13 protein-coding genes and 4 pseudogenes are annotated in these 16,083 nt (G+C 53.8%); 15 read left to right on the plus strand and 2 right to left on the minus strand.

From position 1 onward, the window contains the following. Positions 1-12: 12 nt before the first annotated feature. A pseudogene (locus ELB75_RS13285) lies at positions 13-981 on the minus strand (recombinase family protein); the annotation flags it as partial. A gap of 92 nt (positions 982-1,073) precedes the next feature. On the opposite strand from ELB75_RS13285, the gene ELB75_RS10620 reads away from it, so the two are divergent. The 15 genes and pseudogenes from ELB75_RS10620 to ELB75_RS13290 form a co-directional block, all read left to right on the plus strand. Next, positions 1,074-2,024 (plus strand): FmdB family zinc ribbon protein, encoded by a 951-nt coding sequence (locus ELB75_RS10620; protein ID WP_126983874.1) that lies wholly within the window; start codon positions 1,074-1,076, stop codon positions 2,022-2,024. 124 nt (positions 2,025-2,148) lie between these two features. Beyond that, entirely contained in the window at positions 2,149-2,319 is a 171-nt protein-coding gene (locus tag ELB75_RS12550; protein ID WP_206501453.1) for a hypothetical protein, read from the plus strand. Next, a complete protein-coding gene (locus ELB75_RS10630; protein WP_241236077.1) occupies positions 2,316-3,962 on the plus strand; it encodes a hypothetical protein in 1,647 nt (548 codons plus the stop codon). Before ELB75_RS12550 ends, ELB75_RS10630 begins: the two co-directional genes overlap by 4 nt. Further along, a complete protein-coding gene (locus ELB75_RS10635; protein ID WP_126983876.1) occupies positions 3,959-4,153 on the plus strand; it encodes a hypothetical protein in 195 nt (64 codons plus the stop codon). Before ELB75_RS10630 ends, ELB75_RS10635 begins: the two co-directional genes overlap by 4 nt. Then, positions 4,137-5,489, plus strand: a complete 1,353-nt coding sequence (locus tag ELB75_RS10640) for a hypothetical protein (protein WP_126983877.1) — start codon at positions 4,137-4,139, stop codon at positions 5,487-5,489. Before ELB75_RS10635 ends, ELB75_RS10640 begins: the two co-directional genes overlap by 17 nt. Next, the gene (locus ELB75_RS10645) at positions 5,482-6,933 is read left to right on the plus strand and encodes a hypothetical protein (RefSeq protein WP_126983878.1); all 1,452 of its coding nucleotides are present in this window, start codon (positions 5,482-5,484) and stop codon (positions 6,931-6,933) included. Before ELB75_RS10640 ends, ELB75_RS10645 begins: the two co-directional genes overlap by 8 nt. Before the next feature lies 1 nt (position 6,934). Further along, complete coding sequence (locus ELB75_RS10650) at positions 6,935-7,159, plus strand: hypothetical protein (RefSeq protein WP_126983879.1); 225 nt, start codon at positions 6,935-6,937, stop codon at positions 7,157-7,159. Between the two features lie 289 nt (positions 7,160-7,448). Further along, complete coding sequence (locus ELB75_RS10655; protein ID WP_126983880.1) at positions 7,449-8,162, plus strand: tyrosine-type recombinase/integrase; 714 nt, start codon at positions 7,449-7,451, stop codon at positions 8,160-8,162. Next, positions 8,162-8,419, plus strand: a complete 258-nt coding sequence (locus ELB75_RS10660) for a hypothetical protein (RefSeq protein ID WP_064084043.1) — start codon at positions 8,162-8,164, stop codon at positions 8,417-8,419. Before ELB75_RS10655 ends, ELB75_RS10660 begins: the two co-directional genes overlap by 1 nt. Before the next feature lie 104 nt (positions 8,420-8,523). After that, the gene (locus ELB75_RS10665; protein ID WP_126983881.1) at positions 8,524-11,061 is read left to right on the plus strand and encodes a phage protease; all 2,538 of its coding nucleotides are present in this window, start codon (positions 8,524-8,526) and stop codon (positions 11,059-11,061) included. Between the two features lie 540 nt (positions 11,062-11,601). After that, a pseudogene (locus ELB75_RS10675) lies at positions 11,602-12,096 on the plus strand (RHS repeat-associated core domain-containing protein); the annotation flags it as partial. Positions 12,097-12,440: 344 nt separating this feature from the next. After that, the gene (locus tag ELB75_RS10680; RefSeq protein ID WP_126983883.1) at positions 12,441-13,124 is read left to right on the plus strand and encodes a hypothetical protein; all 684 of its coding nucleotides are present in this window, start codon (positions 12,441-12,443) and stop codon (positions 13,122-13,124) included. A 275-nt stretch (positions 13,125-13,399) separates the two neighbouring features. Continuing rightward, a pseudogene (locus ELB75_RS12945) lies at positions 13,400-14,506 on the plus strand (RHS repeat-associated core domain-containing protein); the annotation flags it as partial. Positions 14,507-14,674: 168 nt separating this feature from the next. Then, complete coding sequence (locus ELB75_RS10690) at positions 14,675-14,962, plus strand: hypothetical protein (protein ID WP_126983885.1); 288 nt, start codon at positions 14,675-14,677, stop codon at positions 14,960-14,962. Positions 14,963-15,160: 198 nt separating this feature from the next. After that, positions 15,161-15,553, plus strand: a pseudogene (locus ELB75_RS13290) (RHS repeat family protein); the annotation flags it as partial. Between the two features lie 131 nt (positions 15,554-15,684). Here ELB75_RS13290 and ELB75_RS10705 read toward each other — a convergent pair. Next, positions 15,685-16,083 carry a type II toxin-antitoxin system VapC family toxin gene (locus tag ELB75_RS10705; RefSeq protein WP_126983886.1) on the minus strand — a complete coding sequence of 133 codons (399 nt, stop codon included), beginning with the start codon at positions 16,081-16,083 and terminating at the stop codon, positions 15,685-15,687.

The raw sequence follows: 16,083 nt of genomic DNA on the forward strand, positions 1-16,083 counted from the left end.
GCAATTGCAACCTTTCTTGAAGCCGCTGCAGTTGTAGTAATTGTAGCGACGTTTGGTTTTGCTGGTAGCGGTTTCAATGCTCATGGCTTTGCCGCAGTGACCGCACCGCAGCAAACCGGTGAATAGGAAACGGCTGGAAGGGCTGCCGGTTTGCTTATAATCCGGCCGGTAGCGTTTTTGTACAGCTTCGAAATCTTTTTCCGAAACCAACGGCTCGTGGGTTTGCCGAATAATCCACTCTTCCGGCGGGTTGGGTTTGTTGCCGCTGCGTTTGTTATACACGGTCTGACCGATGTAGACACGGTTTTTCAGCATATGCGACAGACTGGCGGCCTGCCATTCAGCCCCGCGCCGGGTATAGCCGCGCCCAGTAAAGCTGCGGGCGATGGCAATGGCACCCTCCCCCGCCGCAAAACGGCGGAAGGCTTCCTGCACCAATGTTTTTTCGGCATCGTTCGGCACCAGTTTACGGCGTTTGCCCTGGCTGGTTATTTGATAGCCGAACGGTGCGCGTCCGCCGTTAAACCAGCCTTCTTCCGCGTTTTTCAGCATGGCGCGGCGGGTGTCTCGGCTGATTTGGCGCGACACCTGCTCATCCATAATCTCCATAATCGAATCGGTGAACCAGCCTTCGTCAGTGTCGCTATCGATATTCATCGATGCATATACCAGGCGGGTGCCGCTTTCACGCAGCAGCAGTTTGTAGCTGGCGGCATCCAGCTTATTGCGGGCAAATCGCGAAGTAGACCACACAATGAAATAGTCCACATCGTTTACCGCGCAGTAATGGATGGCGCGCTGGAATGCCTGGCGCTTCATGGCTGAAGTGCCGGTGACGCCTTCATCGCGGAATATCTGTAACACGCTGGCGCCAAGCTCTTTGGCTTTCTTTTTGCATTGATCGGTTTGGGCATCGATGGAAATGCCCTCATCAGCTTGGCGGGCAGTGCTGACCCGCACGTAGATAATTGCTCGTTTCATACTTCCCTTTCCTGTTCCGGGCAAATTTTACTGCCTATCTTGTGCCAAAAATACCCCTGTTTTGTTCTTGTCTTTGGTCGTTTAATGCCCGTATGACCGACCATTCTTCCCAATCCCTCGACACCGTTGTTTTCCGTTGCACCGCCTGCAAGCACACTTTTGAATGTGCCCCGCAAACGGTGCTGGATGCGCCTGAATACGAGTGGCACCCGTTTGCCTATCAGGCAGCCTGCCCGAAATGCGGGGAGACCTGCGCCCAGGCGGCCTGGCACCGCAACCTAATGAAGGGTTGGGCGAATGCCACCGGTCCGAAGACGGCGGAAGGCAAGGCGGCGGTGCGTAAGAATCTGGAAGGCCACCCGACGCCGGAGGAAACACGGAGGACCCGCTTCAATGCGCTCAAGCACGGCATGAATGCCCGCACCGCCACCTATTTCCCGGCCAAGCCGGACGGCTACCCGGCCTGCCGCACCTGTACGGTGGACCGCGAATACTGCCGCAGCCAGCCGGCCTGCGTAAAGCAGACGCAGCTGTTTATGCTGCACCACGCCGCGTTCGAGCAGCGCGACCCACGGTATTTGACCGAGATTTATGCCGATATGCAGGCGGCCATTACCGCTATCGTCCAGCAGATACTGCAGACGATTGTGGCGGACGGCGTGGTCTTGCGCGCACCGGCATGGAAGGTGGATCAGGAAGGCAATGTAGTGATCGGCGAATACCTCGACCGGGCCAGCGGCGAGATGAAGGTGATTTACGAAGTCCACTCCCATCCGCTGATTCGCAGCCTGCAGGATTTCTTGAGCAAAAACGGTCTGTCGCTGGCCGATATGGGTATGACACCGAAAGTCATCGAGCAGGAAGAGCAGGCATTAGGCCACCTGAAACAGGATGCCGCCACCCAGCAGTCGCTTTTGGAATACTCCGAGCGCAGTGCCAAAGCGCTGGAAAATTTATCGGTACTGGCAAAACGCGCTAACGAACGCAAACAGCAAGACCCGGTATTGATTGAATACCGGCAGCAGAACGGGGATAAATCATGAAAGAGTTTGCAATCAGCGCCCTGTTTCTGGGTAGCAAGGTGGCAATCGTGTATGTAGCCTATCTGTCGGCGAAAGAACGGGTACCGCATTGCGGTTGGTTGGTATTCGCCGCGGTATTTTATGTATGTTTTTTCGGGTTAAAGGTGGATTGATGCTGCCGTCGGAATACTGTGCCGACTGCGGCGCCAAATTGGACGGGCACGAGCAGTTGCAATATTTGGACGTGTGCCGCGACTGCCATGAGGAATGGGCGGCTTATTTGGCGCAGTTGGCTCCACAGACGGAGGCTGCATGACGACCGCCGCCCAACGCATCCAAATACAGCATAGTGCCGAGCAGGAAATCATGCGCTATGCCCGCCCCGACCCGGTTACCGGCATCAGGCCGCATGCCTTGTGGCACAAGCATGTGCACAACGTCGATCTCGACCCGATGCAGGTGTTGAAGATGCAGGAGATGGACGACCACCGCAATACGGTGGATTTTTCCTGCCGCCGAACCGGTAAAACTGCAGTGAAAGAAATGTACTGCCTGGAATATTTGGCTACTACCCCTTTCCAAGAAGAAGGGATTGTGGCGCCACGCTTACAGCAGAGCCAAACCAACCTGATGTATCACATCGATGCCATCCGACGCAGCCCGATTTTGAGTGGTTGGATCGGCTATAAATCCGGGCGGCGACAGATTGCCGATACCCGTTACCAGTTCCACAACGGCAGCAAGGCCGTCTGCTACGGTATCATGAGCCAAATTGACGGTGACGGCCTGAGTATCGGTTCGCTGGAAGAAATCGACGACATGCCGGCCGACCGGCTATTTTCCCGCTTCCTGCCGATGCTGGGTTCGGCCCGGCGCCTGGGGGTGGACAGCTCGGTGAGTTTCGACCCGCAGATCCGTATCACCGGCGTGTACAAAGGGGCGGACGTGCTGACCCAGTTGATTGATACCGGCGGCTACCATGTATTGCCGCCGGTAGACGTGTATCTCGGTATCGAACTGGGGATTTTGAATCAGGCGTTTGTGGATGAGATGAAGGAACAGTTACCGGATTCAGAGTGGATACGGCAGTTCTTGTGCATCAACGCTTCGGCGCAGAACCATATTTGGGAAAAATACATTCGCCGGGCGATGGCGGTGGGCTTGTCGGCCGGTTTGCAGGCTGCCTGCCCGCTGCCAGGCGGCCGCTACCGTAAGAAAGGATTGCTCAGTTTCGGTTATGACCATTCCGGCCACGGCGAGAGCGCACATGCTTCCAAGTCTGCTTTGGTGGTGTGCGAGCAGGTGGGGAATTTTGCCACCTTCCCGTTTGTGAAAACGTGGCCGGCGGGAACCGATGATGCGGTGGTGCAGCGTGACCTGTTCGGCTTTTGGGAGTATTTCCGCCCGGATTACGCGATGGGCGACGCCTATGGCTTGGGTATGCTGACCAACCTGAACGATATGCTGTTTGCTCGCGGTCTCACCGATATCGACCGACGCAGTATCGGTGATGGGCAATCGACTGCTTCGACGTGGATGCACTGGCCATTCGCCCCGATACGTTTCGAGGGGATGACCAAACATAATATGGCCAGCTTGCTGCGCACCGCCTTTCACAACGGGCAGGCCGCCATCCCGTATATGGACGACGGCAGCGACGCGCTACGGACAAAAAACGCGGCGAATACCAGTTGGGGGCCGAGCCGATTGGATGAAATCGGTGCCGACAGCAGCGATTTCGCGCTGTTTATCAGGCAACTGGGTAATGTGAAATCGGCGCCGGCGAAAAACGCTGCCTACAACACCTACAAGATGGCGAACCCGAAAATCGGCGACGACTTATTCGATGCGGCCTGCGCGGCGGTATATGCAATGGTTACCGCCGGTATCGAGAATTACCAGCCGGGCGTGGTGCTGACGCGGCGCATCAGCCAAGAGCAACTACTGGGGCAATTATGAAACCGAACCGACCGCCACCCCGCCCTCTTTCCGAGCAGGAAAAAATCGAAGTGGCCCGTAAGCGGGCGGAATGGATTGCCGCCTTCGGCGAGGACGACGACATGATTCGCCGGTTATATGAGGCGGGACTGATCGAAGGTTGGCGGTCAATCGTTAAAGTGGAGCGAATCGAAAATGGGGATCATCAATAGGCTGCTGCGCCGTTTCGGGCGCAGCCAATCCGATGCCATGCTGACCGGTGAGGAAGCGCACGGCATAACCAGCGAAATCGGGATGCGGCCAACGCCGGAGCGGCAGCAGCGGCTGGAATACAGCTGGGAAACTATTGACTACGACTACCGCGCGGTGGTGCTGGATATCCGGCGCATGGATCGCGAAGACGGGCGGGTAAAGCGCATCCATAACCGGGTAGCGCGCGACGTGACCCGCGGCGGATTGGTGCTGCTGCAGGCCGACCCGAGCGCGCGGGTACAGCAGGCATGGCGCGAATTCGTACGCCGTCTGCAACTGGACAATGCGCAGAAACTGAAATCGGATGCGCGCGGGCTGGTGATGGAAGGTAACCTGCCGATGCAGTGGGTGCTGGATAATAAAGGGCAGGTGGTGGCAGCGGTGCGCATGCCGGCGGAAACCATCCGCCCAATAGTGGGCAACGACGGCCGCTTCAAGGATGTGTCGGCGGCTTATGCGCAATACGATTTCCAACGTGGTCAAGACATAGCAGTGTTCGGGCTGTGGCAGCTGACACTGGCGCGGCAAGACCCGGACAACTTTGATGACCTCTCTTCTCTCGGCCGGCCGTTTTTGGATGCCAGCCGCGAGATTTGGCGCAAACTGCGGCTGACGGACACCGACTTAGTGATCCGCCGCCACCACCGCAGCCCGATGCGCCTGTCGCATGTGTTGGAAGGGGCGAGCGCGGAGGATTTGGAAGAATACCGCCAGCATACCGAGGCGAACAAAGACCAGATCACCACCGACTTTTACAGCAACAAAAAGGGCGGGGTGCAGGCGGTACAAGGCGACGCCACAATGGGCGAAATCGCCGATGTGGTGTATTTGCTGGACAGCTTTTTTTCAGGCAGCCCTTTGCCGAAAGGGTTGGCTGGCTATACCGACGGGCTGGCGCGCGACATCTTGGAAGACTTGAAGCGCGACTACTACGACGAAGTGGATCAGATACAGGACGTGCTGGCGATGGTGTACCAGCAGGGCTTCCGCTTACACCTGCTGCTGCAGGGCATCCCGGCCGATGCGGAAAATTTCAGGGTGTCATTTGCCGAACGGCGCACCGAAACACTGAACCAGACCACCGACCGGGCGCTGAAACTGAAAGCACTGCAATTGCCGCAGTCGATGATTTGGGAGGAGCTGGGCTACAACCCGGCCGATGTGGAACAGCGGCGTGAGAACGATGAAAAGAACTACGACCCTTACCCAGAGGATGCGCATGTGCCGAGCGTGAAGGTAACGCCGGGTAACGCACCGAAGGGAGAGAGTATGACGAGCGTGGGCAATCATGGATGATATCCCTCGCGCACCGCATTCGCGGCCTGATTTGGCCGAAACCTGGGCACTGGTGGCGGCGATGGAGCAGTCCAGCCGGGCAGCCTACCGTGCCGCCGGCAAACGCATCCGGCAGCAGGTGGCCGATTACGAGCACATCGGCATTGTCGAACTGGCGGAAATCCACCGCCTGCTGGATAGCGAGCTGAAGCAGCTGGAACAGGTACAGAATAGACTGCTGCACGATGGCATGCTGGCCGCAGCGGCGGCAGCAGCATTGGGCTGGCGCGGCCGCCGGCGTGAGCCGGAAGCAGAACGGCTACTGGTGCGGCACCTGCTGGATACGCCGCAGAAGGATGGGTTGAACTTGTCGGCGCGACTGTGGCGCATCCATGCCGGCGCGGCGCGCGACTTAAAAAGTATTGTGGATGTGGCGGTGCAACGCGGCTGGGATGCGGAGCACACCCTGCAGCGCACGCTGAAACTCACGCCGGAGCTGCGGCAGGCGCTGGAGGAAGCCGGCGCGGGCGCCGTGGCCAAACGGCTGGAAGCCGGATTGCTGACCAACCCGAACAATGCGGCGATGAAATTCCGCCGCGTGCTGCGCACCGAAATCAACCGCGCGCATTTCGAGCGGCAGCGGGAAATCGCCCGCAACACCCCCGGCGTGGTCGGGATGCGCTTTATGCTGGGGCCGCAGCATCCGCGGGTGGATATTTGCGACGAGCACGCGGCGGCGGATTTATACGGTATGGGGCAAGGGGTGTACCCGCTCGACCTGATCCCCTACCCCGCCCATCCCAACACCTTCAGCTATACGGAAATAGTGAAGGTGGAGGATATGGGCACGCCCAACCCGACAGTGGGCGCGGTGCGCAAGGCGATGGCGGAGGAGGCCGATGCGCTGCTGGGGCGCGCCGCCGCCATCGAGCCGGCGGCAACCGCCGACCTGCAAAGCATAGCCGCCGCCAACCGCGCCCGGCTGGCCGGGCTGGAGCACCGCTTCAAAGGCCGCGATTCGCTGCTGCGCAAGATTGAGGCGCAGATGGCATCGCGGCGGGAAACGCCTGCCGAAATCGGGCGGCAGATCAATGACGCGCTGCGCTACACGGTGCTGCTGGACGAGCGGGACTTCGTGAAGCAATACCGGCAGATACAGGAGCAGCTGGCCGCGCGCGGCTACCAGACCATCGGGGTATCCAACACTTGGCGCAACGACGCGGTATACAAGGGGATCAACACCACGGTCAGCCGCAACGGGCAGATGTTTGAGGTACAATTCCATACTGAGCAGAGCTTCCGGCTGAAACACAACGATCTGCACAAACTGTATGAAGAAGCCCGTGACCGCGCCACCCATCCCGAGAGGCGGGCGCAGCTGCGGCGGCAGATGGCGGAACTGAGCCGGCAGATCCCCAACCCGCCCGGCATCCGCAGCATCCGGGCCAAGGTAAGGAGCAGGTGAAATGAAATACCAATACCGGCTGGTGGCCGGCCGCCCCGACATCATCGTGCGCGGCGACGAAGACGAAGAAGGCAACGTTTTCGACTGCGCCTTCTTCAACCGGCACACCCGGCAGTGGGACTACAGCGAATCCGGCTACTGGTGGGACGAATGCTTTATCCAGGCCAATGTGTATGTGTACGAACTTTCCGAACAGGAGGCTTTGGCCCTGATACAGGCTACCTGAAAAACCGCTTGACCTTTCAGGCAGCCTGAACTATGATTGCGCCGTGGCCTCAATCGGCCACACGGGTTTGACAGCCCGAAACGAAAGGCAGACACAGCCGCTGCCGAGCATCCCGAATGCCTAGCGGTGTTTTTGTGTCTGTAATCTCCAGATGTACCCTCTACGGGGCGCACTGGATGGGAGGCGAGAGCCTGCCGGATACCTTTCTCCGGTCTGTCAACCCATCCTTTGCGCCCCGCCTCACGTTTGACAGCGTGAACGGGCTACATTCCCCACGAAAGGACTCATCATGAACTCCCTCTCTTTCTTCGCCGCCGATTCCTGCGGCATGGACCGCTACTTCACCCGCGAGCAGGAGCAAACCCTGCTGAACGGCTTAGCCCGCTTTGCCGCCAAAGAAGACCGCCGCGATTACGCCTGGATCCGCTTTCTGCTTTATTCGGGCATGCGCATCGGCGAATTCACCAAAATGACCTGCGCCCAAGCCTTCTCGGCGCTGGAAACCCGCTATATCTACATCCCCGCCGAACACCGCAAGGGCGGGCGGCGCGACCACAAGGTGCTGCTGCACGCCAAACTGCGGCAGGCGCTGGAAGACCTGCTGGCACTGCAACCGGAATTCGGCGGCAGCCAGTCCGACGGCGAGCCGCTGGTATTGGGGCGCGGCAGCCGCGCCATCACGCCGCGTGCACTGCAGCTGCGCTTTGCGCAATGGATGGTGGTGTTCGGCCTGCCGCAGGAGGCCACACCGCACTGGCTGCGCCACACCTGCGCCATGCGTGTACTGCGCGCCAGCCGGGCGGAAGACAAGCTGGGCACAGTGCAGCGGGCATTGGGGCATACCAGCCCGGCCAGCACGCGCATTTACGCCCACGCCACCAAGGAGGAACTGGAGCAGGCGCTGACCGATGCCTTCGCCGATCCGGCACCGGCCAAACCGCCGCGCCGTACGCTTTCCAACCTGAGAAAAATGTATTACAGCAGCAGACAGGAGGTATACTGATGGAACTGAAAACCCCGCTCACCGATACGCCGGTTCAGGTAGCCTGCTGCCCCAGTTTGAATGATGTGGCAGATGAGATTTTCGGCTGCCGCGTGGCCTTCGACGGCATGGTGACGCTGCTGTCCTGTTCCAATTCGGACAAAGTGGATATCGAGCTGCTGATTCAATGGTTGAAGACTTTCGGCCTGCGCCTGAACCTGTGCGAGAAAATGATTCAGCGGGTAACGGACGACTACTACGACCATACCTGCTGCTGATCCATCCGCCCCGCGCCCTGCGGGGCGTTTTCTTTTGCCAAAAATATCCCTGTTTTGTCATGCGGAAACCGCCTAATCTGCCATTATTGTCAGAGGGAGTTTCAATGAAACCGCGAATTTACCGCTTATCCGAAGCGAAACCGAGATGCCGCCGTGTGTTGTCGGCAGCGGCCACGCCGCCGCTGTCTGGCAAGCAGACCTCATGGGTGACGATTACCCGCACCGGTTCGTTCACCGACCCGCGCTACGGGCCGTTTGAAATCACATCACCAATGCTGTTGAGCATGGTGAAGAACTTCGACGAGCAGGTGGTGGGGCAGGAGATTTACATCGATGTGAATCATAAACCGGGCGACGGTGCTGCCGCCAAAATCCTAAAGCTGAGGGTGGAGGGCACGCGCCTGCGGGCACTGGCCGAATGGACCGATTACGGCCTGAAGGCGGTGCGGGAGCGTGGTTTCACCTATCTTTCCGCCGAATTTGCGGATAACTGGCAAGACAACGAGGGCGGTGCGTTTCACGGCCCGACTTTACTGGGTGCTGGATTGACGGTACGGCCCGTCATTAAGCGCCTAGATCCGATCACGCTGTCGTGCGAATCCGGCGGCGATACCCTGATTCTGGCCGAGCTGGCCGACGATTTGATGAAAAAAGCGAGAGCGAACATGGATAAATTGAAAGAATTTTTGAAAAAACTGGCCGAATCCGGCTATTCCGCCAAAGTGCAGGCACAGGTGAAAAAACTGGCTGAAGCGGCGGTGGACGAAAATACCGGCGAGGAAAAGGCCGCTGCAGTGATTGCCGAACTGGAAGGCATGGCGAAAACCCTGGCTGCCGCCGAAGACGAGGGAAAGAAAGCAGCCGCCCCGGCCGCGGCTGCCACTCCCGCCGCTCCGACTGCTGCTCCGGCACAGGCCGCCGCTCCGGCGAAAACCTTGAGTGAAGACGAACTGGAGGCGCTGGTGGCGAAAAAGCTGGCGGAAGCTGAGCAGGCTAAAGCGCAGCAGGCACAGGCACGTGAAGCCAACGAAAAACTGCTGGCGGAAGAAATCAGCAAGGCCGAAGGCTTGTCTGACGAGCTGAAAAAAGAATTGGCCGAAGGCGCCAAAGCGCTGCTGTCCGACCATGCCACCGAAGCACAGGTGAAACAGTTGGCGCAGCACCAAATCAATATGGGCAACCGCATGGCCGCCGCTTCTTCGCTGGCGGCGATGGGTTACAGTGTGGCCGGTTCGCCGCACATTACTGTGCCGGACGAAGGGGCAAAACAGTTGAGCCAGATTTATCAGGACAAGCTGAAGCAGTCCACGCTTTCAGGCAGCCTGAATTTTACCGACCAAGACAGCCCGTTTGCCAAGAAGGTGCTGTCCGAGTTCGACCGCATCTTTGCCCGCGAACTGCACGCCGAGCGCAAGCTGCTGTCCGGCGGCGAAATGGATATGAACCGCAGCCAACTGCCCTACGGTGTGCAGCGCGAAGTGATCCGCCAGGCGCTGCATGACCTGAACGTGCTGCAGCTGGTGCAGACGCTGACCGACTTCAGCGCCAATCAGACCACTCAGATTCCTTATGAAGAGCGCGATTTGGCGCCGGTGTACAACGACGGCATGGTGTTTGAAGGCCAGCCGATTCCGTTTGCCGGTGTGAGCCAGAAAATGGATTTGGCCTACATCAACCAGATGAAACTGGCGCTGTCGGTAACCAACGAGGTGGTGCATTTCACCCGCGCATCCGTTATCAACTGGGACGCATTGGGGCGCAACATCGAAACCAACGCCCGCATCCTGCGCGAGCTGGTTGCTCGCCGCCTGATCAACGAAATCCAGCGTGCCAGCGACAGCTACGCCGCGGTTACGATTACCGACGAGGCGGTTACCCCGAACGCCACCAGCGGCATTTTCAAAACCGCGAAATTCCCGGTGGTGCGCCCGCATCAGAACCTGACTCTGCAGGGCGCAGCCGTGGGCGAGGCGGAAAACCCGATCACCATCAAGATTGGCGCCACCGTGGTTAAAGCCTACGACGGCACCAATGCCCAACCTGCCGGCGACTACTTCCGAATCGTGGATTTGAACCAGGGTATTTTCCAGCTGGTGAACCAACTGGGTGCACCTAAGGCAGGCGCTACCGGCGTGAAAATCTCCTACAGCCAAGCCACCAACATCGTGCTGTTCAACTTGGATGTGGCCAGTGGTAACACACTGGAGAAACACCTGAACGGCCTGCTGCGCGAAGTGGGTGCGGCCAAGGCAAGCATGAGCGGCCAGCGTTACGAGCACGTGGACTACCTGCTGATGAGCCCGGTGTTGAACGACACCATCAGCAATGCCGAGCAGTTTGTAGTGAGTTTGAAACGCAGCGGCTCTGATACTACCGGCGGCGGCGATCTGATGAAGATTAAGGACATCCCCGCCTACTCGACCAATGCGCTGCATACCGATATGGGCGACGGCCGCATCATCATGGGCGTGCGCGGCAATACCAGCTATACGGTGGCCAATGGCAGCAGACATTGTTTCCCAGCATCAGCTCTACCGCCCGACCGAGCGCGGCCGACAAATCGGCATTTATTTGGACGAAAAGCAGCGTTCCCATGCGATGGAAGAAACGGTTGCATTAACCCGCAACCATTATTTGAATGAATTAGGCTACCTGAAAATCCATTCGGATGCCTACGGGCTGGAGATTATCCCTCGTTCCCAATTTTGCCGGCACAGCAGGATGCTGGCCGATATCCACCGCACCGAGGATTTGCCGGACAACTGGCCGCCGCCACAATGCGAACACCCCTATTGCCGCTTTAAATCTTGCGTTATTTTGAACATTCTTTACGCAGGTTTTCAAATTTGCCGCCCGTTATGGAGAAGGACGATGAACCCATTCCCTAAAATCCTGCCCGTTGGCATAGTCATTATTGTCGCCATATGGCCGCTGTTCTCTCACAACGAACCCGAGCCCGACAACCGCCTGTAGGAAATCGTCGCGTTGTTTATACTTTTTCTACGGCGGATAGCTTTTGTTTTTGCTTGAATGATTCTTAGGCAGCTATCCGTCATTATCAAGAACAGAGCGGTTTTCCCGTGTCTATCAACATTCTTGATAATGCCAGGTAGCTGCTCAAACAGGTCTTCAAGCAAAAGTCGAAAGTGTAAACAACGCTGTTGATTTCTACAAACAGCCAGGAAGTTTCAGGTAGCCTCGAAAACCCAACCCGCTTCGTTTGGGACGGCAGCCATTTACTGCAAGAAATCCACTCGGACGGCAGGTATACTTATATCTACGCCGATCAAGATTCCTACGAACCGCTGGCGCAAATCTGCAACCGGACAACCGAAGAAGGCGAAAGCCGACAAGAAACAAACTACTTCCACTGCGACCAAATCGGCATCCCAAGAGAAATGACCGATAAAGACGGCAACCTCTTATGGTTCGGCAACTACACCGGCTGGGGTCGTCTGAAAGAGGAAACCAAGGTAACGGATAGCGCTTACCAGCCGTTCCGCCTGCAAAACCAGTACGCCGACCGTGAGACAGGGTTACATTACAACTTCTTCAGGTATTATGAGCCTGATGCAGGTCGGTTTGTGAATCAGGATCCGACTGGGTTGATGGGTGGGAATAACCTGTATTGGTTTGCGCCAAATGTTCAAATGTGGTTAGATCCCTTGGGTTTATTAGGAATTCCACATTTTAATGGTAGACGAGGAGAGACCCATGCTCTATTTGATGTTGCAAGAAATGGATTCAAAAATATTCGAACACAAGTACCCATGACTGTTAATGGGCAAAATATTATTGCTGATATTGTTGCTGAACGTGGCGGAAAGACTTATGTATTTGAATCAAAATTTGGCTCAGGTAGGCTTACTAAAAATCAAAGAGCATCAAACGCGTTTCCAACTGGTCGTTGTGCAAATGCAAATACATCAAGAAAAGGAGGAGGAACTATTTTAACTTCTAAAGGCAAAGTTGTTAATGTAAATGGAAGAAACATAACATTTATTTTATTGAGGTATAAAAAATGAAGAAAAAAATATTAAATAGCTTCTGCTCATATTTGGAAGCTAACCATATTTCATTTAAAAAACAAGATTGTATTATTTCACTTTTTTTTAATGATATTTTTTTTGGAAAAATTAATTTTCAATTTAAAAAAGGTAAGCATGTGAAAATTGTGGCACTATGCTCATTTTCTATCGTTTCTTATATAAATGAGAAAAATATTCTAGACCAAAAATTTATAGAATTAAGCACAATTATTCCAAAATTTTACCCTGAAATAAACGATATTTTTGATGAAAATGACACACCAAGTAATTTTAAAGTACATGGTTCAGAACTTGGAAAATTTGATTCTATTTTCAAAGATTTTGGCATTATTTCTTTATATCCAGAAACATCTGAAAATGAAATTAATGAGATAATTATTGCTATATTTTATAATTATGTATTACCAATGAAAAATTATTACTTTGGAAGTAATTTAGCAATAGAGGATATTTTAAAAAATCCTTCCTCATATAAATACCCACTATCTACAATTTTACTAATAAGTCATTTACACAACTTGGAAATTAATAATTTCGTAAATATAAAAAATCCTAGAAAATTCCCTGACTCAAAGAATATATCTAAAATTTTAGATTTATTATTCGCACATAAAAAAAATATTGAGATCCGCAATGATAATAATAGCAAGCCGTAGCCCGCATGAAACCTCCAATCCCAACGTAGGGTGCGTGCGGTACGCACGCACGCGGTTTCTGTTCAAACGACCTCAGTCCCGACGCGGGGTGAGCGTCCCCCTTCAGGCTACCTGAAAAAGTGCAGGCTGCTTTTCAAAGCCCCAAAACGGTTTAAAAGCAGCCTGCACATTCAAAGCAAGCCGTAGCCGCACAAATCTTCCGCCCTAAGGCCAAGCCATACCCTGCCCCCTCTCCCGTGGGAGAGGGTCGGGGAGAGGGCAAAGCAACCGCGCCGCTTTCAGCCGGCCTCAATCCCATCACCGACAACCGCCTGAAAACCTACAACGGCACGACCTATTACTACGACGACCTCGGCAACCTCATCCACCGCGAACTCGCTGACGGCGAAGTGCAGAACTATTTCTACGACCTGCACGACCAACTGGTTAAGGCCGAAATCTTCAAAAAAGACGGCAGCAAAGAAACTTGGGCGTACAGCTACGACGCCTTGGGCAGAAGGATAGGCAAAGGCCGTCTGAAAACCAGTCAGGAAGTTTCAGGTAGCCTCGAAGAGGAAACCCGCTTCGTTTGGGACGGCAGCCACCTCTTGCAAGAAATCCAACCGGACGGCAGATATACCTACATCTACGCCGACCAAGACTCCTACGAACCGCTCGCGCAAGTCCGCAACCGGACAAACAGAGAAGGCGAAAGCAAACAGGAAATCAACTATTTCCACTGCGACCAACTCGGCATCCCAAGAGAGATGACCGATAAAGACGGCAATTTGCTGTGGTTCGGCAACTACACCGGCTGGGGCCGTCTGAAAGAGGAAACCGAGGTGGCGGATAGCGCACACCAACCCTTCCGATTACAAAACCAGTATTGCGATGAAGAAACGGGGCTGCATTACAACTTCTTCAGGTATTACGAGCCTGAAGCGGGTCGGTTTGTGAATCAGGATCCGATTGGGTTAAACGGTGGAGAAAATCTGTATCAATTTGCTAAAAACACGCAAATATGGATAGATACTTTAGGACTTATAAGAAATAGTCCAATAGTTGCATTAGCTAATTTTACTAAAAATACACTAGGTAAAGATAGTGGAGCTGTTGCTATTTTAAGAGTCGGTAATAAACGATTTATAGGTATTAGTGGAAGGGTTGGTAAATTACACCCGAGTTTAAAAAAGGTATTAGACAATATCCCCAAAAGTCAAAGAGTGGATTGGTATGGACATTGTGCGGAAGTAGCTGCTATCAATAAGGCTTTAAAGAAAGGCCATAAATTAGATGGAGAAAAAATAGAAATTGCACGTGTTGGAGGCGCAAAACATGGGCATATACGCATCCCATGTCCTTCATGTGAACCTTTATTGGCTGCTTTTAAGATTAATTTATAGAATCCTTATCAGTAGGAATATGAAAAATTCAAATTTTTATGATAAATTCTGGAATATTATTGATTATGCAGAAAAGCATAATTCTTTATTATATAATTATAAAAAATATATCAAATTTTGTTTTTTTTATTTATTCCTAAATTAAAGCACAAGATACTAAATGATTTTTTGAATTCTTTAGATTTAGCTGAAAAATACTGGTATAAACATGAAATTACACCAGAAGAAATGTCAAAAATAAGAAGTATGATATGGAATTCTCTTGATAATCAGGATGCAACATATAATCCTAAAAAAATGCCTATTATTCGTTTTATACACCAACTATTTCAGACTGAACCACAAGCAGAAATTGATGAATATTTTACATGGGCAATTGAGTTATTAAGATTATTAGGCATTTCAGATGCTGAGATTTTGGAAAATTTACACAAAGCATTTAATGAAAATATGTAACGTAATAAATAAAAATTTAGTAACCATAGGTTGGATCAAGAATTAACAGCCTAAGAAGCAAGCAGCAGCCCCCATGAAACCTCCAACCCCGACGTAGGGCATGTGCGATATGTACGCACGCGGTTTGAGCTTTTCAGACGACCTCAACCCTTTTTCGAGGTCTTCTGAAATATTTATTCCGTAACAATCTAAGCCAAAACCGCCTACGAATACGGCCAAGACGGTCTGCCGACCCGACGCACCAATGCCCTGGGCCATACCTTTGGTTACCACTACGACAAAGCCCGCCGCCTAGTCGGCCTCACCAATGAAAACGGTGCGCGCTACCGCTTTGCCTACGACGTCCTCGACCGCCTGATTGCCGAAAGCGGTTTCGACCATAAGCTGACCGGCTACCGCTACAATGCCGGCAACGAACTGGTCGAGCAGCGCGAATTCGGCGACGACGCCTCCCCCTCCGCCAAACTGATGGCGCAGCCGGGCGAACAGCCCATTGCCAAAAAAGATGCCGCCCCGCTTTCAGACGGCCTCAACAGCCAAACCCCGCTGCGGATTACCGAGTTCAAATGCGATATATTGGCAGAGGCTCTATCGAAATGAACAGATAACTTATTGAAACATAAAGACGCAAATTTTCAAAAATCCGAAAATACCGTAAAAAATACCGTAAATTTGCAATGTCTAGGCTTTTTTTGGACTTTTAGACATTTTTAGACACAGTTTCAGGTAGCCCAATCTTCAACGGCTAAATTGTCAATTTTACCAAATGCGCCATCATGACTAACCAGTATTAAGCCGTTGCCGGCAGCATGGGCGGCTATCAGCATATCCAAAGCAGACAAACTTCGCCCCTGTTGCTCCACGGCGGCCTTGAATTGCCCGTAATACGCCGCATCCTGCTCCGTATATGGCAGGGTATCTATACGCTTCAGAAACTCGGACACCGCTCTATGCAGCTTTACGGCATCTGGACGCTTAGCCAAGCCGTAGGCGATTTCAGCGCGGGTAACGGCGGAAATACACACGGCAGCCATCGGCTGGGCAGTCAGTTTCTCCATAAAGGCCGGGTGTTGCTTCAAAGCATGGTTCACGGCGTTTGTATCCAACATATAGCGGCGCAT

It is taken from the genome of Eikenella corrodens (genome assembly GCF_003990355.1).
Taxonomy (GTDB): Bacteria; Pseudomonadota; Gammaproteobacteria; order Burkholderiales; family Neisseriaceae; genus Eikenella; species Eikenella corrodens_B.